Annotated in this window: 26 protein-coding genes; 21 read left to right on the top strand and 5 right to left on the bottom strand. The window is 49.9% G+C overall.

Annotation, left to right across the window (positions count from 1 at the left end; all coding sequences use genetic code 11):
* Position 1: 1 nt before the first annotated feature.
* Positions 2-679, bottom strand: a complete 678-nt coding sequence (locus tag ACI955_RS07705; RefSeq protein WP_415243157.1) for a TetR/AcrR family transcriptional regulator — start codon at positions 677-679, stop codon at positions 2-4.
* Between the two features lie 378 nt (positions 680-1,057).
* On the opposite strand from ACI955_RS07705, the gene ACI955_RS07700 reads away from it, so the two are divergent.
* On the top strand, positions 1,058-1,849 hold the full coding sequence (locus tag ACI955_RS07700; RefSeq protein ID WP_415243156.1) for an SDR family oxidoreductase: 792 nt from the start codon (positions 1,058-1,060) through the stop codon (positions 1,847-1,849).
* Between the two features lie 119 nt (positions 1,850-1,968).
* Here the strand turns inward: ACI955_RS07700 and ACI955_RS07695 are convergent, their stop codons facing one another.
* Positions 1,969-2,226 (bottom strand): translocation/assembly module TamB domain-containing protein, encoded by a 258-nt coding sequence (locus ACI955_RS07695; protein ID WP_415243155.1) that lies wholly within the window; start codon positions 2,224-2,226, stop codon positions 1,969-1,971.
* 28 nt (positions 2,227-2,254) lie between these two features.
* On the bottom strand, positions 2,255-2,677 hold the full coding sequence (locus ACI955_RS07690; protein ID WP_415243154.1) for a hypothetical protein: 423 nt from the start codon (positions 2,675-2,677) through the stop codon (positions 2,255-2,257).
* 221 nt (positions 2,678-2,898) lie between these two features.
* Here ACI955_RS07690 and ACI955_RS07685 point away from each other — a divergent pair, with 221 nt between their 5' ends.
* Positions 2,899-4,188 carry an MFS transporter gene (locus ACI955_RS07685; RefSeq protein WP_415243153.1) on the top strand — a complete coding sequence of 430 codons (1,290 nt, stop codon included), beginning with the start codon at positions 2,899-2,901 and terminating at the stop codon, positions 4,186-4,188.
* Here ACI955_RS07685 and ACI955_RS07680 read toward each other — a convergent pair.
* Both ACI955_RS07680 and ACI955_RS07675 read right to left on the bottom strand, forming a co-directional pair.
* A complete protein-coding gene (locus ACI955_RS07680) occupies positions 4,181-4,846 on the bottom strand; it encodes a nitroreductase (protein ID WP_415243152.1) in 666 nt (221 codons plus the stop codon). The genes ACI955_RS07685 and ACI955_RS07680 overlap by 8 nt on opposite strands.
* Positions 4,847-5,016: 170 nt before the next feature.
* Positions 5,017-5,997, bottom strand: a complete 981-nt coding sequence (locus ACI955_RS07675; RefSeq protein ID WP_415243151.1) for a malate dehydrogenase — start codon at positions 5,995-5,997, stop codon at positions 5,017-5,019.
* Between the two features lie 287 nt (positions 5,998-6,284).
* On the opposite strand from ACI955_RS07675, the gene ttcA reads away from it, so the two are divergent.
* The 19 genes from ttcA to ccmI all read left to right on the top strand — a co-directional run bounded on the left by ttcA (position 6,285) and on the right by ccmI (position 21,627).
* On the top strand, positions 6,285-7,187 hold the full coding sequence (gene ttcA / locus ACI955_RS07670; RefSeq protein ID WP_415243258.1) for a tRNA 2-thiocytidine(32) synthetase TtcA: 903 nt from the start codon (positions 6,285-6,287) through the stop codon (positions 7,185-7,187).
* 295 nt (positions 7,188-7,482) lie between these two features.
* Complete coding sequence (locus ACI955_RS07665) at positions 7,483-8,193, top strand: hypothetical protein (RefSeq protein WP_415243150.1); 711 nt, start codon at positions 7,483-7,485, stop codon at positions 8,191-8,193.
* Positions 8,193-9,188, top strand: coding sequence for a FliG C-terminal domain-containing protein (locus tag ACI955_RS07660; protein WP_415243149.1), 996 nt, complete (start codon positions 8,193-8,195; stop codon positions 9,186-9,188). The genes ACI955_RS07665 and ACI955_RS07660 overlap by 1 nt, the downstream gene beginning before the upstream one ends.
* 137 nt (positions 9,189-9,325) lie before the next feature.
* A complete protein-coding gene (locus ACI955_RS07655; RefSeq protein ID WP_415243148.1) occupies positions 9,326-9,670 on the top strand; it encodes an Hpt domain-containing protein in 345 nt (114 codons plus the stop codon).
* Between the two features lie 120 nt (positions 9,671-9,790).
* Positions 9,791-10,747, top strand: coding sequence for a flagellar motor switch protein FliM (gene fliM / locus ACI955_RS07650; protein ID WP_415243147.1), 957 nt, complete (start codon positions 9,791-9,793; stop codon positions 10,745-10,747).
* A gap of 96 nt (positions 10,748-10,843) precedes the next feature.
* Positions 10,844-11,263 carry a flagellar motor switch protein FliN gene (gene fliN / locus ACI955_RS07645; RefSeq protein ID WP_415243146.1) on the top strand — a complete coding sequence of 140 codons (420 nt, stop codon included), beginning with the start codon at positions 10,844-10,846 and terminating at the stop codon, positions 11,261-11,263.
* Between the two features lie 64 nt (positions 11,264-11,327).
* Positions 11,328-11,894, top strand: a complete 567-nt coding sequence (locus ACI955_RS07640; RefSeq protein ID WP_415243145.1) for a hypothetical protein — start codon at positions 11,328-11,330, stop codon at positions 11,892-11,894.
* Positions 11,891-12,733, top strand: coding sequence for a MinD/ParA family ATP-binding protein (locus ACI955_RS07635; protein WP_415243144.1), 843 nt, complete (start codon positions 11,891-11,893; stop codon positions 12,731-12,733). Before ACI955_RS07640 ends, ACI955_RS07635 begins: the two co-directional genes overlap by 4 nt.
* A 95-nt stretch (positions 12,734-12,828) precedes the next feature.
* A complete protein-coding gene (locus ACI955_RS07630; RefSeq protein ID WP_415243257.1) occupies positions 12,829-13,209 on the top strand; it encodes a response regulator in 381 nt (126 codons plus the stop codon).
* Between the two features lie 247 nt (positions 13,210-13,456).
* Entirely contained in the window at positions 13,457-14,347 is an 891-nt protein-coding gene (locus ACI955_RS07625) for an Hpt domain-containing protein (RefSeq protein WP_415243143.1), read from the top strand.
* Positions 14,348-14,493: 146 nt separating this feature from the next.
* Positions 14,494-15,132 (top strand): cytochrome c biogenesis heme-transporting ATPase CcmA, encoded by a 639-nt coding sequence (gene ccmA / locus ACI955_RS07620; RefSeq protein WP_415243142.1) that lies wholly within the window; start codon positions 14,494-14,496, stop codon positions 15,130-15,132.
* Positions 15,125-15,811 (top strand): heme exporter protein CcmB, encoded by a 687-nt coding sequence (gene ccmB / locus ACI955_RS07615; RefSeq protein ID WP_415243141.1) that lies wholly within the window; start codon positions 15,125-15,127, stop codon positions 15,809-15,811. The genes ccmA and ccmB overlap by 8 nt, the downstream gene beginning before the upstream one ends.
* A gap of 141 nt (positions 15,812-15,952) precedes the next feature.
* Positions 15,953-16,702 carry a heme ABC transporter permease gene (locus tag ACI955_RS07610; protein WP_415243140.1) on the top strand — a complete coding sequence of 250 codons (750 nt, stop codon included), beginning with the start codon at positions 15,953-15,955 and terminating at the stop codon, positions 16,700-16,702.
* Positions 16,703-16,894, top strand: coding sequence for a heme exporter protein CcmD (ccmD, locus tag ACI955_RS07605; RefSeq protein ID WP_415243139.1), 192 nt, complete (start codon positions 16,703-16,705; stop codon positions 16,892-16,894).
* Positions 16,895-16,948: 54 nt separating this feature from the next.
* Complete coding sequence (gene ccmE / locus ACI955_RS07600; RefSeq protein ID WP_415243256.1) at positions 16,949-17,392, top strand: cytochrome c maturation protein CcmE; 444 nt, start codon at positions 16,949-16,951, stop codon at positions 17,390-17,392.
* A gap of 15 nt (positions 17,393-17,407) precedes the next feature.
* Complete coding sequence (locus ACI955_RS07595; protein ID WP_415243138.1) at positions 17,408-19,390, top strand: heme lyase CcmF/NrfE family subunit; 1,983 nt, start codon at positions 17,408-17,410, stop codon at positions 19,388-19,390.
* Positions 19,377-19,934 (top strand): DsbE family thiol:disulfide interchange protein, encoded by a 558-nt coding sequence (locus ACI955_RS07590; RefSeq protein WP_415243137.1) that lies wholly within the window; start codon positions 19,377-19,379, stop codon positions 19,932-19,934. The genes ACI955_RS07595 and ACI955_RS07590 overlap by 14 nt, the downstream gene beginning before the upstream one ends.
* Positions 19,931-20,422 (top strand): cytochrome c-type biogenesis protein CcmH, encoded by a 492-nt coding sequence (locus ACI955_RS07585; RefSeq protein ID WP_415243136.1) that lies wholly within the window; start codon positions 19,931-19,933, stop codon positions 20,420-20,422. Before ACI955_RS07590 ends, ACI955_RS07585 begins: the two co-directional genes overlap by 4 nt.
* Entirely contained in the window at positions 20,419-21,627 is a 1,209-nt protein-coding gene (gene ccmI / locus ACI955_RS07580) for a c-type cytochrome biogenesis protein CcmI (protein WP_415243135.1), read from the top strand. The genes ACI955_RS07585 and ccmI overlap by 4 nt, the downstream gene beginning before the upstream one ends.
* The last annotated feature ends 2 nt before the right edge of the window (positions 21,628-21,629 follow it).

Genomic DNA, 21,629 nt, shown 5'->3' with positions numbered 1-21,629 from the left:
CTTAGGCACTTTCTGGCGGATAGGCGGTTGAGATCGTTGGCAGCCGCGAGACTTCGCTGGGGTCAGTACAAAGCCCGGCGATCATCATGCGCAGCGATTTTTCGGCTTGTAAATCTAAGTCTCGGTGGTAACCATAGGTGTCGCCGTGATCCAGCATTAGGGTTGCCACCCCGTGCACTGCAGCCCAAACAGTGTGCGCCATTGAGGCGACGTCATCTAGTTCTCTTAATACCCCAGTTTTAAAACCGCGCTCTACACCAGCTCGCACTCTGTAAATGGCTTCACGTCCAGCGGCAAAAAGTTCTGGATAGTCATTTCGCGGTTGTAAGACTGGACCAAACATAAGGTTAAACATTTCAGTATGAGTTTTGGCAAAATGCACATAACTAAGGCCAAAATATAAAAGGCTAATGTCTGCGCGCGGTTCGCGCTCACTGGCTGTGCAAAATTCGAAAAAACGCCGGAAACCCTCGGTCGCTAGTGCTGCCAGTAATGCGTTTTTGTCTTTGAAATGCCTATATGGTGCAGTTTGGGATACGCCGATCTCCCTTGCTAGTGCACGCAAACTCAGTTCGCCAATACCTTCATTAACGAGGTGTTTTTCGGCAAGCTCCATGAGTTCTTCACGCAGATTGCCGTGATGGTAGCTAGTGCTAGTGTTAGTGGTAGTCATAGTCATAGTTTTGTTGTCTGTCATAGCGATGCAATGTTGACAGCGATCATATCAAGTGTCATGTGTTTTTTTGGATTTGTGTGAGTAGGCTTGTAACGCGGCGCTATTCTAACCAACTTCTGACAGCGCGTCGCCTTCTTGATAAGACTGTGTGCACCCAGCGAGTATTTTGTTTCTCTGCGATAATGCCGTCTTGCTAGTCCGCAGTGCAAATCTGCGGGTTGGTTTTTCAAGGCAATAGTTTCTCAATACGATCGCTTCACGAGCTGGTAGTTTCTGTAGGTAATCGTTTTTAGAGGTGATTGCTTTTAGCTAAGATTTTTTGCAGGTACCGGTGGTTTTCGATATCGCTACTCGCAGACAATATCGATAAAAGAGGTGGAAATGGAACTCAATGTGAACAACAAGGTGTATCTAGTCGCTGCTGCGAGCAAGGGCTTGGGTTACGCGATTGCTGAACAGCTAGCGTTAAACGGCGCGTCGCTTGCTATCGCCAGCCGCAGTGAAAGTGGTATTCAGGTGGCTGCAACCCAGCTGGCGGCGGCAACAGGTGCGAAAGTGCGGGGCTATTGTATGGACGCTAGCGACGCGGACAGTATTTCCGCGTGGGTTGCCAAGGCAAGCGCTGATTTTGGCCGCGTAGATGGCTTGGTGGTTAATGCTGGAGGGCCCCCGCCAGGTCAATTTGACGTGTTTAACGATGACGATTGGCAGACTGCCTTTGAGCTGACATTAATGAGTACAGTCCGCATGATTCGCGAGACCTTGCCGCATTTGCGGGCGGCCGGGGGTGGGGCAATCTTGACCATCACTTCGTCATCGGTGAAAGAGCCGGTGGACTTTTTGTTGTTATCTAATGTCATGCGCTCCGGCGTGACCAGCTTGGCTAAGAGCTTGTCTAAGCAGTTGGCGCCAGAAAATATTCGCGTTAATAATTTAGTGCCGGGTTTAATTGCCACCGATCGTATGGTGAATCTTGATACGCTGCAGGCGAAGGCAAAGGCCATAAGTTTTGATGAACAGCGCGCTGTGAGTCAGGCTACCATTCCCCTTGGTCGCTACGGCGATCCCAGTGAGTTCGGCAAGGCTGGAGCCTTTTTACTGTCAGATGCGGCTAGCTATATAACGGGTGCCACCCTTGTAGTAGACGGAGGCACTATGAAAACCGTGTGGTAGATAGTCTAGGCTTAGCAGGGGAGAATTACTGTTTACGAGGCCATAGCAGTGGCTTTTTGCCGATAATTGACGCCTCGCTATTGTTGGCCGTGTTCGATTTTATATAAGAGATCAATACTTTAGGCTTTACCAGATTGCGCTTTCAGACCTAGGTTTTTGCTTAATGTATAGTCGAGCTGCACGCTACCGGCAGGTGTGAAAAGATTTTGTGCATAGCTAATAAATAAATCCGGGCTTAGATGTTTACCCCCTACCAGCGAACTGTCTTCATAACTGTCGCCCCCCTGCAAGCTGACGACATCGACGCCAAAGGTGTTTTGCAGCGTATTGCTAATACCTCGACTTTGAGAAATTCCCAGCGCGGTGGCGGCCTTCATAACTTGATCGGCGTCAGACTTATTAAGATCAGCGGGTGCTTAAGTCATAGCCCTTAAACTCAAAACTGTCATTCAGCACAATGTCTGTTCGGGTGACGATAGCCCGACTTTTTACATCGCTAGTGGCCTGCTGATTGACGATACGCTCATCTGCAGATACCCCTGCGGCCTGATCTGGCAGGATTTTAAGGCTGTAGTTGCCTTTTGGAATTGTTAAGGTGCCGCGTATCTTAATAAGATCGGGGTTGAGGTTGTCATTATTATCTGGTGATATCAGCACTAAGCCATTGGCGCGGTCTAAGACGGTGATATTGTCGCCGCTGATGCGAAGTTGACCGCCTGGTCCATCAATGCCGCCGCTAATGTTGAGCTTGATGCTGTCATTGGCCATGACGTTCAGACAAAGGCTATAGGGAAGCAACGCTGCTAGGGGCTTGGCCGGTCCTAACATAATTACTGTGTACTTTAGGGACGACGTGAATCACGATTGGGTTATACCTTGCTAGCTACTTTAAAGGTAAGGACTTGCTGTGTAGCAATAGGATATGGAAATAATACTCAGTTCAAAACCCTATGCTGCTGTTAGACTGCGCGCCTCGGCTTGCGATTAACTGCAACTATGCTTGGGTTTCTCAAGTGTTCAATCACTTATTTTATAGGGCATAGGGCTTTATGAGGCGTTTGTTATTGCCGCTGGCAGCATTATTACTATCCGATGCCTTGGTGCTAATTGGGCATGGGCTGATGCTGACGTTGCTGCCATTGCGGGCCGAGATAGAACAATTCTCGGCCGCCCAGACCGGCTTTACCGCGTCGACCTACTTCATTGGTTTTGTTATCAGCTGTCTTGTTACCCCACATATTGTTCGACGTGTCGGGCATATACGCTGCTTCGCGGTATTGGCAACGGTATTTTCGGCGGTGGTATTACTATTTCATGCCTTTCCGGGTTTCGTCGTATGGCTGGTCTTGCGGTTTATTGTGGGCTTTTGTATTGCCGGTTTATATATGGTGATAGAAAGCTGGCTTAACGATCGCGCCACGCGTGAGACCCGCGGTACGATTCTTTCGCTTTACACTGTCATAAACCTCAGCATGATTATCGTCGGTCAGCAGATGCTTAATTTTGCCGATCCGTCTGGACCGATGCTCTTTGGCTTAGCGGCGATATTATTGTCCTTGGCAATTGTGCCTGTTTCCCTAACAGCAACCTTGGCGCCAGCGCCAATGCAGGTAGTGAAATTAGATTTTCGCCGCCTCTGGCAGCTATCGCACGTGGGTATGGAGGGCGCTATTACCAGCGGCTTAGTAACGGGCGCGTTCTGGGCCCTGGGCCCGGTTTATGCCCGTGGGCTTGGATTGGATACATCACAACTGACCTTGTTTATGAGTGGGGTGGTATTGGGTGGCGCACTGTTTCAGCTGCCACTAGGTCGCCTATCGGATCGCTATGATCGCCGTTTAGTTTTATATTTTATGAGCCTGGCGGGCGCGGCAGTGTCAGCGGTGTTGGTGTTCGTTCCCGTGGTTGGCAATGCATTTTTACTGTTGGCCGTGCTCTGGGGCGGAACGGTGATGACGATGTATTCAATTTGTTTGGCGCATACCTCAGATAACGCCGAAGCCAGTGATTTTGTGTTGGTGGGGAGTGGAATTTTGTTTTTATATGGCTGTAGCTCGGCGGTGGGGGCGCCGTTGGCGTCGGCGTTTATGTCTCTGTTCGGGCCGCGGGGTCTATTTGCCTTTGCGGCGGTGTGTCTATTGGGCTTCACTCTGGGTATTTCGATTCGCCGTAAATCTCATGTGGTAGCGATTGTGGATGAGACCGAACCCTTCGTAACAATACTTGAGACCTCACCGGTAATTTTTGAACTGGACCCGCGGCACAGCGAAGTTGAGGACAGTGAATTCCTCGCGGCTGAGAACTTGTCGCCGGGGCCCCAACAGGATAAGGCTAGCTGATAAATTGAGTTGTATCGCTTAGCGGAGCGCGATCCATAATCACCTGGTTGATTTGTGCTCCCACGTCTTCGTAGCCAAAGGACAATCCGCAGATAATGCCGTTGCCTTCGGGAATGTCGGCGATTTTAAAGACTTCGTCGGGATAAAACGCCAAGGCGCCCTGGGGGCAGCTGGCTAAACCGTGCTCAACCAAGACCATCATTAATGTTTGCAGGTAAATACCCACATCTACGGCATTGACCGGCCCCATACTGGTAGGCATAGAAATAAAGGCAACGTGCGGGGCATCGAAAAATTCCCAGTTTTTCATCATCAGCGCAAAGCGCTTGTCTTTCTCATGACGCTCAATACCCATGGTGCCGTAATAGCCCATAGCGCATTGGTATTGGCGGTCTTTATAGACCCCTGTAAGGTTTTGGTCTCCTGGGGTAAACGCGGAGGATGGCGCTTTTCCGGCACTCATTTCGGCGAAAATGGCAGCTTGCAAATCTTTTCTGGCTTGGCCAGATACCACCACCGTATGACAGGGTTGGGTATTGCAGTTGGACGGCGCTAAGCTGGCGTTTGAAAATATTTTTTCCAGTAATTCCGGCGCGATAGGGTCGGGTTTAAAGCCACGAATTGAGCGTCTGGCTTTGAGTGCATCGGAGACATTCATTTGACGTTATTCCTATGGTTTTGGAGCAGGTTATCAATGTTAAAAAAGCGTAAAAGGTAACGCGTTTTGACAGAATAGTCACCATTCAAAGGGCGCTGGCGATAGTGATCGATATTATATAGAACAAAAAAAAGACGGCCCAAGGGCCGCCTCTTTAATTTGCCGTAATACTATGGCAGCAGGTGTTTTACACCATCACGCTCTTCAGCGAGCTCTTTTTCAGAGGCTTCCATTTTGCCACGGCTGAAGTCATTAACTTCTACGCCTTGAACAATTGCCCACTCGCCGTCTTTGCAGCGGCAAGGGAATGAGTAGATCAGGCCTTCGGCAATGCCGTAGCTGCCGTCACTGTAAACGCCCATAGAAACCCAGTCGTCGCCTTCAGTACCAAGTGCCCAGCTGCGGACATGACCAATAGCGGCATTGGCTGCAGAAGCGGCAGAAGATGCGCCACGCGCTTTGATAATTGCCGCGCCGCGTTGCTGAACGGTTGGGATGAAGTCAGCTTCAAGCCATGCTTGATCAACAAGGTCGCTGGCGGTTTGGCCAGAAACTTTGGCATTGAACAGGTCTGGGTACTGAGTCGCTGAGTGATTGCCCCAGATAGTCATGTTAGTAACGTCATTAACAGTTTTGCCGGTCTTGATAGCAATCTGTGTCATGGCGCGGTTGTGATCCAGGCGCGTCATCGCGGTAAAGTTGCGCGGGCTGATAGACGGCGCGTTGCGCTGCGCAATCAGAGCATTGGTGTTAGCAGGGTTGCCGACAACCAGTACTTTGATGTTCTTGCTAGCGTTCTGATCAATTGCCTTGCCTTGTACCGAGAAAATAGCGGCATTGGCTTCGAGCAGATCTTTACGCTCCATGCCGGGACCACGCGGACGTGCGCCAACAAGCAGGGCGTAGTCAGCATCTTTAAAGCCAACGCTTGGATCATCGGTGCAAACCACGCCGGCCAATAATGGAAACGCGCAATCTTCCAACTCCATACGCACGCCTTGAAGAGCATCCATAGCAGGGGTGATGTCGAGTAAGTGCAGAATAACGGGCTGGTCGTCGCCCAGCATAGCGCCGGAAGCGATACGGAAAAGAAGTGCATAGCCAATTTGGCCGGCTGCACCGGTAACGGTGACGCGAACTGGTTGTTTCATTGGGCGATTCCCTTTCTGGTGGTGGTCTGATTTTTGAGCGGGTGCGATCGGACGTGGATTACACAGTCCGACATGCACCCGTGCCGGGGTCTGGCCGTGTACGAGACACCTCATGCCAGCAGATTTTGGCGGCCCAATGATAGTCATCTAAGCCGCCGATTGCCAGCGATTGAGGACGTAAAGGCCAAATACTGGACCCAATAGTACCGCAAAAGTGCGATTTTGTGGCCGCTGACTGCATGTTTCTATATGATGCGCGGCCCAGTCCTACAATTGATTTGCGTGTTATGTCTAGCTTGCCAAAACTTGAATTCAATAAACTTCAGAAGCGTTTGCGCCGCCATATGGGCCAAGCGATTGACGACTATAAAATGATTGAAGAGGGCGACCGGGTGATGGTTTGCCTATCTGGCGGCAAAGACAGCTACACCATGCTCGATATTCTCATAAACCTACAAAATAGCGCGCCGATTAAGTTTGATTTGGTGGCGGTGAATATGGATCAAAAGCAGCCTGGCTATCCAGAGCATGTGTTGCCTGAGTACCTTGATGCCTTGGGGCTCGAGTACTACATTGTTAATAAAGACACTTACTCGATAGTTAAGCAAAAGATTCCTGAGGGCAAAACTACCTGTGGTCTCTGCTCGCGCTTACGTCGCGGTACCCTATATGCATTTGCCGAAGATATTGGTGCAACTAAGATTGCGCTGGGACACCACAAAGACGATATCGTACAAACCTTATTCCTAAATATGTTTTACGGTGCGCGCCTATCAGCTATGCCCCCAAAACTATTGTCTGATGATAAGCGCAATATCGTGATTCGCCCGCTGGCATACTGCCGTGAGAGTGATATTGAGGCCTTTTCTGAGCACAAGGAATTTCCGATTATTCCCTGCAATCTCTGTGGCTCGCAGGAAAATCTTCAGCGCCAGAATATTCGGAAGATGCTCATGGATTGGGAAAAAACCGATGGTAGTCGCATAGAGAAAATTTTCTCGTCGATGCAAAAAATCGCACCATCGCAAATGGCAGATCCAAATTTATTTGATTTTGCGTCACTGGCCATTGACCGCAGTGGTGAGCGCAAAGAATATCAGTTTGGGTCTGCGCTCAAGGTTGATGCTGGGGGTGTACCAGCGTCTACACCAGTATTGGCTGACTTTATTGAATTAGTTGAGCTTAACTAGCGCTGTGAACTCTCAATAGACTGCATCTGGCAAGCGACTTATTCGCTGTTGCCGGATGTACACCCTACCTTTTGCGCAAAGATCGACGCCCCGCTTACCACGTCCCTGTATCTGCTGTTACTCCATGCTGGCCTAATTACTGCAATAACTGCTGTTATAAGTGAGGTGGCAGTGATTATCGCTGTGATCTACGCTCTTTTTCATAATGGGTTGTCAAAAAAATGACGCTTTATGGTTCGTGTTCCTGTATTTTCGATTGCCGTCATTATATTGACGGTCGCGGGAGTTGGCGTTAGTGGTGCAAGAACATGAGACGGCAGAGATAATCGAGGCCGAGGCATTATCGATATCTAGCTATATTTCCATGTTGGTTATGGCGCTGTGTTTTATCGCCGGCGCGCTGTTGATGACGGAAGTGGCTTGGCAGTACTGGCGCTCTGTCTACAGTGCAGGGTTTGAGCCAGCTCAAAACGACCTACTTAGTCAGCGCGAGGCTTATTTGACCCGCAAAGTGCTGAGTTTGGCGACGTCAGTTATTGATGGTCGCGATATGAAAATAACGGTGCAAGTAGACAGTGGCGACAAAAATGGGCTTGCCGAAGGCGTGGAAGTGAAAGCCGTTCTGATTTTAGTAAATCGACCTGCGCACGTGCCGGACGTTGAAGAAGCGCTTGCGGCGGTCGTTACCGCAGGCTTGGCCTTGAATACTGCGCGGGGAGATCAGCTAAGCGTGCAGTTTCGCGCGTTTTCGAAAATAAATAATGGTGGTAATGCCTTCTGGGGGCTCGCGCTTATTCATCGGCTATATCTGGCCGTGGGCCTATTGCTGATCGGCGGTAGTGGCTTCGCGTGGGCATACCATCGTTACCAGCAATTGCGAGCAAAAACTCGGCAGATCGAGAGTGACTACCTTGATCAATTACGGCGCTTTCAGGCCATTGCTGAAGAAGAGCCCGCCCGTGTTGCTAGCGTCTTAAGTGATTGGTTGAATGGGGCTCGGGGCTAATGGCCACATCGATGAACTTAGGGGATGTGGAGCAGGCAGCGGCCTTAATTATGTCGCTTGATAAACCGCAGGCCGCCGCTGTTTTACGGGCACTGCAGCCCGCCGACGTGCATCGCTTGGCGGCAGCGATGAGCTGTATGGACGCCCCGAGCAGTGCAGAATTTGGTCGCGTGCTGGCGCGTTTCCATCGCGACGTAAACACCTTCTCTGGGGTGAAACCGGGCGCGGGAGACGCGGTGTTGAGTTTGCTGGAAGAGGCGCTAGGCGAAGAGCGCGCAAAGCTCCTGGGTGATCGCCTAGACCTGCATGGTCAGTCTCGACATATTAATAAGTTAAAGTGGCTCGAAGCTAAGACCATTATCGATATCATCAGTCGCGAACATCCACAAATACAGGCTGTTGTTATTGCCTGTCTGGATGCTAAGCAGGGTAGTGAGGTGTTGCTCGCATTTGAGGAGTCGCGAAGATTAGATTTATTAGGCCGTCTGTCGGGGTTGAAGAATCTAACTCCGGCAGCGCTTGAAGAGCTGGATTACTTGCTTGAGCAGTATTTTAGCGAGGTCGGTCGACCAATGGGGCGGGCGATGACAGGTGATTCTTTAGCGGCTGCCTTGCTCAATGAAATGGATGTCGGGGCGGAGAGCAGCTTACTTAATGGGCTGCGCGCAAGTCAGCCAGAACAGGCTGCCCGAGTTGAGGAGTTAATGTTTGGCTTTGGCCAAATTGTGAATATGGCGGAAGACGATATTGCGATTTTGGCGAAACAGCTAGCGCCAGATATCCTGGCGCCCGCATTAGCAGAAACTGGAGCGCAGCTCCGCCGCCGATTTTTAAGTGTGCTAACAAACGAGAAGAAGCAGGCAATTTCCTTGTTGTCACGCCGTTTCACGCAAACAGAGTCAATGAGTGCGCAAGCGGAGATAGTCAGGGTTGCAAAACAAATGGCGGCGGTTGGCGAAGTTATTCTCGATGCCCGTAAAATAGACGTATTTTAGTACTCGGTTTCACTTGCCGATAACGTAGACTTATCTATCATTGCCGGGCAAAAAATAGCAAGCTGCAATCAACGACGCATTAGCCCTGAATAGATAACACGATTTATCCAGCTATTTAAACAAGGACGTTTGAGCACATGCCTGCATTAGATTTAGCCTTATTGGAAGAACTACGTGAGTTTATGGAAGACGATGTTTGCTCCTTGATTGACGAGTTTGAGATCGATACTCAAGAGCGGCTAGCGGCGATAGAGCAAGCCATTATAAACCGCGACGCCGACACGCTCAGGGCCATGGCGCACACCATGAAGGGTGGGGCTGCATCGCTTGGCGCAGAAAATCTATCTCAGCATTTTCGCGGTTTGGAATATCGTGGTCGCGATGCAAGTTTTCAAGATATCCAGCAGGACTTTAGCAATGCCAAGCACTGCTTTGCTGATTCAATGTTCTTGTTGCGTAAATGGTTGGCGGAAGATAAATAGCGACTGTCATTTTTTTGACGCACGGTCGAGTTATTAAGTCATTGATTTAAATAATAAAATATTGGCGTAAGTCTTGCTCTAAGTCCTATATTCCTTTTGTTTAGTAGCGGTGCGGGCGTAATGGTGAAGGATTTACTTTCTCAAGCAGAAATAGATGCCTTATTGGCGAATGTACAGGCGCAAGCACCAAGTCCAGATCGGCAAAGTAAGGGTTCTACAGGCGCACGTTCCTTTGATTTAGCCAGTCGGCGACGTCTAAAAAAGCGGCCCTTGCCGGGTCTCGAGCATATTAGTAAACGATTTGCGGAATACTTTCGAGGCAGTCTTTCCGACGTCCTAGGTCAAAGTGTCGATGTGGCTGCAATTGATCTGCAGTTCCAAGCTTATAGCGAATACCTACATTCTTTGTATGTCCCTACATCCCTAAATTTAATGCGCTTACATCCGCTGAAAGGCGCTGCGATGATTGTCTTTGATGCGCGCTTGGTATTTCGATTAGTGGATATGTTCTTCGGTGGCAACGGTACTCAGGGCCATGCTGACGGTCGCGACTTTAGTCAGGTAGAGCGTCGTGTTATCGGTCGATTAGTCAAGCGCGCTCACACTGATTATGATCGAGCTTGGCGCCTGGCAAGTGCAATGCGCTGCGAGTCATTGGCAATGGAAGTGAATCCCGCGATGGCCTCTATCGCGGGCCAGGCCGATAATATTGTGGTGTGTCGTTTTCAGATTGAATTAGATAGTGGTGGTGGCGGTGAGTTTCATATTGCTTTGCCAGTGGCGATGTTGGAGCCCGTAATGGCGCTGCTTAGCAAGAACGAATCGGCTGAGCATCCAGGTGATAATTTATTGTGGCAGAGCTCCCTGAGTCAATCGCTGCTGGATACCAGGGTGGTAACACGTTGCACCCTGGCGGAGCCGGTGATGAGTTTGGGGCAGGTTGCCGGCTTGCAAGTGGGTGATGTTATTCCCTTGAGCAGCCGCGAGTCGTCGGTGTTGAAGGCGTCTGGCGTGCCTGTAGCAAGAGCGCAATTGGGCGTTGTGAATGGGTATTTGGCGCTTAAAATAGTTGAGTAAGGCGCGGCGCTGTAAAACGCTAACAATTATCATAAATAGTTAGGATGTAAAAAGTCGACAGTCGTGCGACTTTAAATGTGATTAAGAGACTGCAATATGGACAAGCAAGACGAACCGCGACGTCAGCGTCAGGCCTTAAAAGAAGAAATGGAGGCGGCTGACAAGCTCGGGTTTCAAGACGCTGATAGCGCAGGGTTAAAAGGGCCAAATCCGCGCGAAGGTGCCGGTGCCAGACTTCGTGATCGGAGTCCTGCCGGCCCAGATTTGACCATGGTGATGGATATTCCGGTTCGCCTCACCTTGGAGGTGGGTGGCAGCGATATGCCAATACGGGATTTATTGCAGCTACATCAGGGTGCTATTGTGGAGCTTGACCGGCAAGCTGGCGAGCCTTTAGATGTGCTGGTAAACGGCACATTAATCGCGCGTGGGGAAGTGGTGGTGATAGAGGATAAGCTGGGAATTCGGCTGACTGAGGTGGTAAGTCAAGCTGAGCGGCTGCAGTCATTGCGATAGTTATTGCTCGTCGGTTTGTATGCCGCGCTGGGCGCGGGGGTGTCTACCCGGGAGATGAAGAATAATGAAACGTAGGCTGGTATTTTTAAGTCGCGATCACAACGAGCTTTGCGAAATTGTTGAAATGCTTAACCAATCGCATTTGAATTGCTGGCGCTGGCGGATTTTTACCGGTGCTGCCGCCGATGTTCAGCGCCTTGGTCTGCCGCTGGCATCTCCGCTGATGCTGAGTAATGTTCTTGGCGGGGCATGGCGCGGTGGTTTCTGGGGTTTTTGCTTGGGTGTCTTGTTGGCAGTGTTTGCTTTGAGCTTGTTTACTGTCGACGACGGCGTGGCGCGGACTATTATTATGTATTCGCTGCCCATAACCCTGCTGTTATTTGGTGCTTGGGAGGGCGGTTTTCTCGGCTTGATGCAGGATAACCCTGCCTTCGATGATTACCGACCCTATGCCGAGAATAATTTATTTGTCCTCCTCGTTGATGTTCATGCAGTGGATCAGCGCTTGCTAAAGAAAATCATGGCGATGTGTAATGCCGACCAAGTTGGCGAACATTGTCGCAGAACGTGGGGTTTTCCCTGGCGTGAGAATATTTTTAACAACACTGAAGTGCCAGCGGAGCTATCATGACGCGTGCAATTCAAGTGATCGCCGTAAGTGGCGGTAAAGGTGGCGTCGGCAAAAGTAATGTCGCTATTAATCTCAGTGTCGCGCTGGCGGAAAATGGTGCAAGGGTCGTGCTCTTAGATGCAGATTTTGGTCTGGCAAATGTCGATATACTGCTTGGACTCAAGGCGTCAAACACCATAGAGCAAGTCTTAGATGGTCAGTGTTCCCTGCAGGATATTTTACTGACAGGCCCGGCGGGCATAAGAATTATTCCGGCGTCGTCGGGAACACGACGCTTGAGTATGCTCAGCTCCCTAGAGCACGCGGGTTTAATTCGCGCTTTTAGTGATATTTCCGGTCAATTGGATGTTTTGATCATTGATACCGCGGCGGGCATCTCGGACTCTGTGGTCAATTTTCTTTCTGCTGCACACGAAGTTTTAATGGTGGTCTGTAACGAACCAAGTTCGATAACAGATGCTTACGCACTCATTAAACTATTGAAGCGCGATTTTGGTCGCAGTCGTTTTCGTATTTTGGCTAATATGGTTGCCGATGAAGGGGAGGGGCGTCAACTTTTCGAAAGTTTGAACCAAGTTTGTGCTCAATTTTTAGATGTCGCCTTGATCTACGCAGGCACTGTGCCGTTTGATTTGAAACTAAGAGATGCTGTGCGCCAGCAAGAGCCGGTGATCTTGGCGGCGCCAAGTAGTCCGTCTGCCAGAGCATTGAGGGACTTAGCAAAACAGGTGCAAACTTGGCCTTTGCCAGCTAAGGCACAAGGGCATTTAGTGTTCTTTGTTGAGCGCTTATTGGCGCTAAACGCGGACGCTGATGACGCGGTGGCGCAACGTTTATGAGTGAAGATGATCTTCAAGATTTAAGCCCAAACCCCTTTAGGGCTGATCATGAAGAAATCGATCCTGTTGTCTCGGCGTCGTGTTCGCCAGCTGAGATGCGCATATTGGTGGTGGAAAGCTTTTCTTCAATGCGACGTATTATTTGTAATTTACTCACTGACTTGGGATATCGCTATATTAGTGAAGCGGAAGACGGCTTGTCGGCGCTACCCATGCTCCACAATCAGCGTTTTGATTTTGTTATTACCGATTTGATTATGCCGAGGATGTCCGGTTTAGATCTTCTGCGGGCAATCAGGGCAGACAGTAACTTAACGCATATTCGGGTATTAATAATTACCGCTGACGCTCAGCGCGGACAAATTATTGCCGCCGCGCAGGCCGGGGTAGATGCGTATATGGTTAAACCATTTACGGCGGCGATGCTGGAACATAAAATTCTGGCTGTTATCGGCAACCCTAGATCAAAGTCCTAAACACGGCAGTCTGCGCTATGGCACCCGCTTAGTCCCTTTGATTGTCAAGAAATTCCAACTTAAGGGCGCTCCGGGTATATTGCACGATATTTCGTAAGTGTGACCTAGTGGGCATCCTTGGCGCCAGCGATCGGTGATAATGTTCTTATCAAGACTGTTTTAGTGATTGCGGCGCCGCTAAATAAAGTCATTTGTTGTGATTGCTGGATGTGCTGTTTAGCTGTTTGCCAATAAAGTAGGGCTGAGTGTGAATGAACAAGAGCACGAAGGTATTTTGGCGATTTTCCTTGCGGAAGCAGAGGAGATTGTTCAGCGATTGTCAGAGCAGCTTGCAGAATTGCGTTATGGTTATGATGGCCAGAAAATACTTGACGATATCCATAGAGGCTTCCATACCCTCTATGGCGGCGCAACGGTTTTAAAGATGTCTGAGCTGGTGGAATGCGCGCAGTTAGCTGAGCGCGTTATGGAGCGTGTCCGCACCCGGCGGGTCTCAATGACACCAAGTTTGGTGTCATTGCTCTTCGCTGCTATCGGGGCTTTAGAGCTGATGCTGGCGCGTCGCATTAACCATCAGACGCCAAGTGCCATTGATGGCGAATTAAAATCACGCTTACTGCGCGCGGCTGATCGCAATAGTAGCCCGTCTGCGGCTAATAACCCAGTTGATAGCTACACTGATCCGCTGAGTGTTTTTTTTGACGGTCGCTTGCAGCCCAGAGCTAGTCAGCTCTATGACTCGGCGCCCTCGGTTTTACACTATGAAAGTGCGAACTTTATGCCGCTTCAGGCAAGCAATCCAAATGATGTAACTGCCCCCCAGATGCGCGACGATTCTGGGGCATTTCGGACTTATATTGGTAGTCAGTTCGAGACGATTGGTGCCGACCTAGCTTCACTGACTCCTCAGTCAGTGCCGGTCGTAAGCCCGAGTCTTGCTTTGCAGGTGGTTGCGGATAGCAACGTCAGTAATTTGGTGAGCGAGCTGAGTTGGGTGCGTCAGCGCTTAATGAAATTTCGCGCTAAGGGTTATTCTGCGGAGCTAGATAAAGCGCTAAGTTATCTTGATCTGGTGACACAAGATTTTGAAAGCTGGGAGCGCGATCGCGCTAACGGCGACGATGGCAAGTCTCGTTGAGTCAATTGCTAATCGCGTTCGGGTGTTTGCCTGCAAATATTTTGGTATCTCGTTTTAGGCACTAAATTTCCTTTATTTCGTATATACTTGGCGGCGATTTTACGCATGTCGTCGACATGTCTGTGCGTGGATAGGCGGGAGTGGTTTTGGCAGTTACGGGCCTAGAAGTTAAGCAGTTGTGCAGCGAGCGAGACGATCGGGTGCTGTTTTCAGATTTGTGCTTTCAGCTCAATGCGGGTCAGCTTGTCCAAATTGCTGGCCCAAATGGCAGTGGTAAGACGAGTTTACTTCGCATTTTGGCTGGTCTGTCGAGTCGCTATGAGGGCGATGTTTTATGGCAAGGTAAATCTTTGCAGCGTCAGCGCCACGACTATTTACAGCAATTACTGTATATCGGCCATGGCGTTGGCATAAAAGCAGTGCTGAGTCCTGTTGAAAATTTGCGCTGGTCGTGCGCCCTGCGCGGCATTTCCAATAGCGATGCTCTCATTAGGTCTGCGCTCGACAAAGTCGGTTTGGGTGGTTTCGAAGAGCAGCCGTGTTTCTCTTTGTCAGCTGGTCAACAGCGCAGGGTAAACCTGGCGCGCTTATTCTGTATTCCCGCTAGTCTTTGGATTCTTGATGAACCCTTTACCGCCATAGATCAGCGCGGTGTGGCCGAGGTCGAACATTGGCTCAGCGAATTTGTAAGTGGTGGCGGAGCGCTATTATTAACCACTCATCACCGTCTTAACTTCCCTCAAGACTTTAAAGTCATCAATCTGGGAGCCGTCACCGATGCCTAATCCCGGGCTGATTAAATTAGCCTTAGCGGTATTGCGACGCGATGTTGTTGCATCATTGCGGCGCGGCAGTGAATGGTCTAACCCTCTGGTTTTTTTTGTGATGGTGTGCGCCTTATTCCCCCTTGGGATTGGTCCGCAGCCAGATCGTCTTGCCGAGTTGGCCCCTGGCATTCTATGGGTTGTTGCCCTACTCGCGTCGTTGCTCGCCATGGACAGTTTGTTTAAAGGCGATTTTGATGATGCGACCTTGGAGCAAATGTTGCTGACCCACCAGCCGCTTTACCCGCAAGTATTGGCTAAAACAGTAGCTCACTGGCTAATAACTGGTTTGCCCTTGAGTCTTTTGTCACCGGTTTTGGGCGTCCTCTTACATTTGCCCATCGCTGGGATGCTGCCGCTAATGATGAGTTTAATTTTGGGTACCAGTGTGCTTAGTTTTATAGGTGCTATTGGCGCCGCATTAACGGTAGGGCTGCGCAAGGGCGGCCTGTTACTATCGCTCATCGTGTTGCCACTATATATACCGGTACTTATTTTTGGCAGTAGCGCAGTGAAAGCAGCAGTTGAGGGCGGCCCTTATTTACCGCAGCTGGCGATGCTGGGTGTGTTTTTTCTGATAGCGCTAGCGTTATCGCCACTGGCCATTTGCGGTGCTTTGCGAATTAGTATTGATCAGTAGGTTAAGCGAGAGGTAAAAATCAATATTGCTGTGTTCAAGTATGCCAGTGCGTGTCTGAATTTCAGTCAAGCTAGGGTACAATGTTTTACGTTTGCGCTGAGCTATCAGTGGCTAAATAGCTTTTAAAAAGAGAATACTGCTTTGTCGATTAGCTCAACCTTCCATAAATGGGGTTCCCCACGCTGGTTTTACCAGTTCAGCGGCCGCCTTTTACCCTGGCTGGCAACACTGTCGTTGCTGCTATTGCTTGGCGGTGTTGTTTGGGGCTTGGCGTTTGTGCCACCGGATTATAAACAAGGCAATAGTTTTCGTATTATTTATATTCATGTTCCCGCGTCGGCCGTGGCAATGGGTGCTTATGTGACGATGGCAATTGCCGGTGCCATCCACTTGATCTGGCGCATGAAATTAGCGGCCATGATAATGAAAGCTATTGCACCTATCGGTGCCTCACTTACCTTTCTTGCCCTATTAACAGGCGCAGTCTGGGGAAAGCCAACATGGGGTACTTGGTGGGTGTGGGATGCGCGTATTACCTCAGTGCTGATATTGTTTTTTTTATACTTAGGTATCATTGCCTTGCACCAGGCATTTGAAAATCGTGATGCCGCCGCCAAGGCCTGTGCGGTACTTGCCATTGTCGGGGCAGTGAACATCCCTATTATTTACTGGTCTGTTGAGTGGTGGTATAGCTTGCATCAGCCTGCCAGTATTAGTTTTACCGGTCAGTCGACGATACACCCCACCATGTTGCGACCCCTGATGGCGACCTTGAGTGGTATGTATTTGTTTTTCGGCTGGGTTTTGCTGTTGTTCACCCGTGCGGAAATTTTGAATCGCGAAAAGAATACTCGCTGGGTGCAAAACCTTATCTGTGGAGAGTCTCGCTAAATGTATTTTGATAGTTTTAGCGATTTACTCATAATGAGTGGTCACGGCCGCTATGTTTGGTTTTGCTACGGCGTAAGCCTGTTAGTGCTCAGCGCCTTACTCTGGGTGGCGCGCCACCGTCGTCGCCAAGCGGAGCAACATATTCGCGCTATAGTGCGACGTAAACAGGCGTCGTCACCCAGCACAAATTAAATCGCCGCTACTTGTTGTAAGCGGCTCAGATGTAATGAAGAGACAGTTATGGCTATGCATCCACAGCGAAAGCAGCGGCTTTTGATTATCATATTTATATTGATTGTGGCAGGTCTTGCGGCGGGCTTGCTGGGCTATGCCTTAAAGGAAAATATAAATCTATTTTATCCCCCAGCTGATATTGCGGCTGGCAAAGCACCCGTTGGCAAGGCAATTCGTGCCGGCGGCATGGTTCAGGAAGGCAGTTTGCAGCGTGCCAGCGATAGTTTGAAAATACGCTTTGCTGTCACTGATTATAGTGCTGTTGTCATCGTTGAATACGAAGGGATTCTGCCAGATCTATTTGCCGAAGGTGAGGGCGTGGTGGCGTCTGGTAAATTAGGTGAAGACGGTGTTTTTTATGCCAGCGAAGTGCTGGCGAAGCATGATGAAAACTATATGCCGCCAGAGGTTAGTTATGCCTTAGAGAAATCTGCGGCCAGTCGGGCTGAAAAATAAGAGAAGGGTTAATCTGTGATTGTTGAAATCGGCCACGTTGCTTTAATACTCGGTTTTTGTTTTGCGCTTGCATTGGCTGTTTTGCCATTGTGGGGAGTTTACTGCGGCGATCAGTTGGCGATGCGCTCCGGCCGCTATTTAAGTTTTGCGCAGTGTCTATTCACGAGCATTGCGATTGGGTGTTTGTTTTATGCTTTTTTAACAGATGATTTTTCTGTTGATATCGTTGCTGCGCAGTCGAATACACTTTTGCCAGCTGCCTATAAGTTCAGCGCTCTCTGGGGCGGCCACGAAGGTTCATTAGTATTGTGGCTGCAAATCCTGACCTTGTGGACGGTAGCCGTCGCGGTTTTTTCACGGCAATTACCCCAAGATATACTCGCCCGCGTGCTGTCTGTAATGGGTATGATTGCCGTCGGGTTCTTTAGTTTTTCACTGTTTACCTCTAATCCGTTTGCCCGCCATTTACTGAATACACCCTCTGATGGGCAAGACTTAAACCCTCTTCTGCAAGACCCTGGGATGGTGATTCACCCGCCGATGCTATACGTCGGTTATGTCGGTTTTTCTGTGGCTTTTGCCTTTGCGATTGCGGCACTGATGAGTGGTCGAATGGATGCTAGCTGGGCGCGCTGGTCGCGGCCATGGACAAACATTGCCTGGGCATTTCTCACCGTCGGCATCGCCTTGGGAAGTTGGTGGGCCTATTACGAACTGGGTTGGGGCGGTTGGTGGTTTTGGGACCCTGTAGAAAATGCGTCTTTTATGCCTTGGTTGGTGGGTACCGCGCTAATACATTCCTTGGCAGTGACCGAAAAGCGCGGTGTTTTTAAGAGCTGGACTTTGTTGTTAGCAATATTTGCATTCTCGCTGAGCTTGCTGGGTACGTTTTTAGTCCGTTCCGGTGTGCTTACCTCAGTGCACGCTTTCGCTGCTGACCCCACTCGCGGTATGTTCATTCTTGTATTTTTGGTGATTGTCGTCGGCGGCTCGCTGACCTTATATGCCTTTCGTGCGCCAGCGAATGAGAATGCTCCCACATTTACTTGGCTGTCGCGAGAAGCGTTATTGCTCGTCAATAATATCTTATTTCTCGTTGCCGCAATGACGGTGTTACTCGGTACTTTATTCCCGCTGATTATGGACTTTGCTGGCTTGGGTAAGTACTCAGTAGGGCCGCCGTATTTTAACGCTATTTTTGTACCGTTAATGTGCTTAACGGCCTTGGTAGTTGGCATTGGCCCCTCGTCACAATGGAAGCGTAGCAAGCCATCGTCGTGGCTAAAGCCAATGATTATTGCGTTTGCGAGCAGTGTTGTTTTAGGCTTGATACTGCCACGCTGGTTTGGTGGCAGTGTGCACATTGGCGCGACGATTGGTGTCTTGCTGGCGGCCTGGATAGTTCTTAGCAGCCTAGTTAATCTGCGCAGCAAAGTTCGCAATGCGCCGACTCTGGCGAAAGGTCTACGTCGACTGACCCCCTCATATTACGGAATGCTGACGGCGCATATAGGTTTTGCTTCGGCTGTACTTGGCGTCGGTATGGTGACTAGTTTTAATAATGAGCAAGATATTCGCATGATGGTAGGTGAGCGCGCTGACACTGCCTTTTCTTACGAGGTGAGCTTTGATTCTGTGGAAGCCATTCAGGGCCCCAATTATAGCGGTCAGCGCGGTAGGTTTACGCTTTGGCAGGATGGCAACTTCATTGCTGAAATGCACCCAGAGAAACGTCGTTATCATGCCCGCAGTGGTCAGGTAATGACTGAGGCGGCAATCGATGCTGGATTAACGCGAGATGTGTTTATTGCCTTAGGTGAGCCCGTTGGTAAAGACGCGTGGGCGGTGCGTATACATGTGAAGCCGTTTATTCGTTGGATTTGGCTGGGGTCGTTATTAATGGCGATAGGCGCCTTGCTGGCGATCTGTGATAGGCGTTATCGGCCAGCTGAAAAAACAGTGCTTGATGAAAAGGGAGAGAGTAATGCAACGACTTAAACTGTTTTTGCCCTTACTGATTTTTGCTCTTTTAGCCGCAATGTTTTTTGGTGTTGAGCGTCGTGTACTGAACGGTGATTATACCCCGACAGACTTACCATCGGCTTTGGTAGATAAGCCACTTCCCGAGTTTTCCGAACCGGCCTTAGACGACGGTCGCCTTATTGATAAGGCGCAGATCGTCGGCGAGCTATTCTTATTGAACGTGTGGGCAACGTGGTGCCCGACCTGTCATTTTGAACACCCATTTTTAATGAAACTTGCAGAGCAGGGTGTGAATATTGTCAGCATCGATTACAAGGATGACGCCGAGGCCGCCAAACGCTGGTTAGTTCAGAAAGGTGACCCCTATACCGTGACTTTATTTGATGAGGACGGCTCTTTGGGCTTGGATCTTGGTGTCACTGGTGCGCCAGAAACTTATTTGGTTGATGCGTCTGGAACGGTTCGGTTTCGCTATCAGGGTGCTTTAGAGCAAGGAGTGTGGGATAAAGAATTCGCGCCACGGATTGCTGAATTGAACGGGCAGGGACCGAAGCAATGAAAGCGATCATTTTAAGCAGCGTTTTAATGGTATTCAGTTTAGTCGCCGCGGCGGTTATAGAAACCTATCAGTTCGATACACCTCTGCAGGAAAAACGCTACCACGCGTTTACCCAAGAGTTGCGTTGCCCCAAATGCCAGAATCAGAATTTATCTGGTTCCGACTCGGCCATCTCGGTGGATTTACGTCGGCAGATTCATCGCATGATTATGGATGATAAGTCTGACATAGAGATCACTCAATACATGGTTGATCGCTATGGTAACTTTATTTTGTATCGCCCCCGCTTTAGCGCTCAAACGGCTGTGCTGTGGTTCGCGCCCCTAGGCTTGTTAATATTGGGTTGCTTGGTGTGGTGGCGGATGGCCTCTGGCCGCAAACGTCGGCAAGTCCCTAGCGATGTCTCGCTGTCGACGGTTGAGCAGGCGCGCTTGCAAGAACTGCTCAACGACGATGCGGATGGAAAGCATTCGGGGGACCGAGCATGATTGGCCTGTATATTGGCGTTGCCAGTTTATTCTCGTTGGCAGGCATATTAGTTTTACTGTCTTTACGAAGCCGGCAAACAAGTCAAACTGATCAACAACTTCATCGCAGCGCCCAGCGTGATTTCTATCGCCAACGTCAGCGTGAGCTGGCCGCGGATTTAGCGTCTGGGCTTATTGATTCAGGGCAGTTGGCAGAGCTAGAACGTGAGCTAGATCGCCAGTTGGTCGCCGAATCTACGAGTGGTGGATATGCTCCGGTGCAACGCTCTAGACGTGGCTATATCTTGGCCGTACTAGTGTTGATACCGGCGACTGCTTTGATTATTTACGATCGCCTTGGCTATCGACAAGATTTAGCCCTGCAACAACTACAGACAGAGATCGTTAGCGAGGGTGCTGACGATCTTCGCTGGCAGCGTTATAAAGAGCTATTAGATGCTATTTTAGCGCGGCGGCCAGATAGCGCCGAGCATTTAATGATGATGGCGTCCCTATTTCGTCAGCAAGGTGATTTTGCCGGTGCGCTGCCTTATTACCAGCGACTAGAGGCGCTGTATCCGGAAGATCCTAATGTGTTAGCGCAATTAGGGCAGGCGCGGTATTTGGTTGGGGGGCGGAAAATCGACGGTCAAACCCGCAGCTTGCTTGATAGGGCCTTGGCGATTAACCCCATGCAAGGGACGGCGCTAGGGGTGTTGGGCATTGATGCCTTTGCAAGCGGTCGATACCTAGATGCCTTGGCATATTGGCAGAAGCTGCTTACTCAATTACCGCCAGATTCTTCTGAAATTGGCGTAATTAGTGCCGGTATTGTCGAGGCTAAGCGTCTCGCAGAAGACGCGGGCAATTTACAGTCACTGGACATTAATGTCAGCGTGGCGCCAGAGTTGGGCGCTGCACCGCAAGGTATTTTGTTTGTGGTTGCCAAGAGTACCGATGGTAATCCTATGCCGGTAGCGGCGTTGCGAGTGCCTTTGTTGACTGCGCAGCAATGGCCTATTAATGTGCATCTCACAGATTCAGATGTGATTCGACAGGGAATGAGGTTGGATGATTTTTCTGAATTGGCATTGTCGGCGCACATAAGTCTGGTGGGGACCGCTATTCGTCGCGACGGGGACTGGGTCGCTAAGCCTGTAACGGTTGAACCGGCGAAGGTCAGTGATCCACTAAGTTTGTTGATTACTGAGGTGCAGGGGCGATAGCC

Source organism: Zhongshania sp., from assembly GCF_047636175.1.
In the GTDB taxonomy this organism is placed as follows: domain Bacteria; phylum Pseudomonadota; class Gammaproteobacteria; order Pseudomonadales; family Spongiibacteraceae; genus Spongiibacter.
Note: the sequence above shows the minus strand (reverse complement) of the source record. Positions and strands in the feature narration are given on the sequence as shown.

Bases quoted from the DNA above. Each gene is read 5' to 3' on its own strand.
- ACI955_RS07705 (WP_415243157.1), bottom strand. From the start codon at position 679: ATGACTATGACTACCACTAACACTAGCACTAGCTACCATCACGGCAAT.
- ACI955_RS07700 (WP_415243156.1), top strand. From the start codon at position 1,058: ATGGAACTCAATGTGAACAACAAGGTGTATCTAGTCGCTGCTGCGAGC.
- ACI955_RS07695 (WP_415243155.1), bottom strand. From the start codon at position 2,226: ATGAAGGCCGCCACCGCGCTGGGAATTTCTCAAAGTCGAGGTATTAGC.
- ACI955_RS07690 (WP_415243154.1), bottom strand. From the start codon at position 2,677: ATGTTAGGACCGGCCAAGCCCCTAGCAGCGTTGCTTCCCTATAGCCTT.
- ACI955_RS07685 (WP_415243153.1), top strand. From the start codon at position 2,899: ATGAGGCGTTTGTTATTGCCGCTGGCAGCATTATTACTATCCGATGCC.
- ACI955_RS07680 (WP_415243152.1), bottom strand. From the start codon at position 4,846: ATGAATGTCTCCGATGCACTCAAAGCCAGACGCTCAATTCGTGGCTTT.
- ACI955_RS07675 (WP_415243151.1), bottom strand. From the start codon at position 5,997: ATGAAACAACCAGTTCGCGTCACCGTTACCGGTGCAGCCGGCCAAATT.
- ttcA (WP_415243258.1), top strand. From the start codon at position 6,285: ATGTCTAGCTTGCCAAAACTTGAATTCAATAAACTTCAGAAGCGTTTG.
- ACI955_RS07660 (WP_415243149.1), top strand. From the start codon at position 8,193: ATGGCCACATCGATGAACTTAGGGGATGTGGAGCAGGCAGCGGCCTTA.
- ACI955_RS07655 (WP_415243148.1), top strand. From the start codon at position 9,326: ATGCCTGCATTAGATTTAGCCTTATTGGAAGAACTACGTGAGTTTATG.
- fliM (WP_415243147.1), top strand. From the start codon at position 9,791: ATGGTGAAGGATTTACTTTCTCAAGCAGAAATAGATGCCTTATTGGCG.
- fliN (WP_415243146.1), top strand. From the start codon at position 10,844: ATGGACAAGCAAGACGAACCGCGACGTCAGCGTCAGGCCTTAAAAGAA.
- ACI955_RS07640 (WP_415243145.1), top strand. From the start codon at position 11,328: ATGAAACGTAGGCTGGTATTTTTAAGTCGCGATCACAACGAGCTTTGC.
- ACI955_RS07635 (WP_415243144.1), top strand. From the start codon at position 11,891: ATGACGCGTGCAATTCAAGTGATCGCCGTAAGTGGCGGTAAAGGTGGC.
- ACI955_RS07630 (WP_415243257.1), top strand. From the start codon at position 12,829: ATGCGCATATTGGTGGTGGAAAGCTTTTCTTCAATGCGACGTATTATT.
- ccmB (WP_415243141.1), top strand. From the start codon at position 15,125: ATGCCTAATCCCGGGCTGATTAAATTAGCCTTAGCGGTATTGCGACGC.
- ccmD (WP_415243139.1), top strand. From the start codon at position 16,703: ATGTATTTTGATAGTTTTAGCGATTTACTCATAATGAGTGGTCACGGC.
- ccmE (WP_415243256.1), top strand. From the start codon at position 16,949: ATGCATCCACAGCGAAAGCAGCGGCTTTTGATTATCATATTTATATTG.
- ACI955_RS07590 (WP_415243137.1), top strand. From the start codon at position 19,377: ATGCAACGACTTAAACTGTTTTTGCCCTTACTGATTTTTGCTCTTTTA.
- ACI955_RS07585 (WP_415243136.1), top strand. From the start codon at position 19,931: ATGAAAGCGATCATTTTAAGCAGCGTTTTAATGGTATTCAGTTTAGTC.
- ccmI (WP_415243135.1), top strand. From the start codon at position 20,419: ATGATTGGCCTGTATATTGGCGTTGCCAGTTTATTCTCGTTGGCAGGC.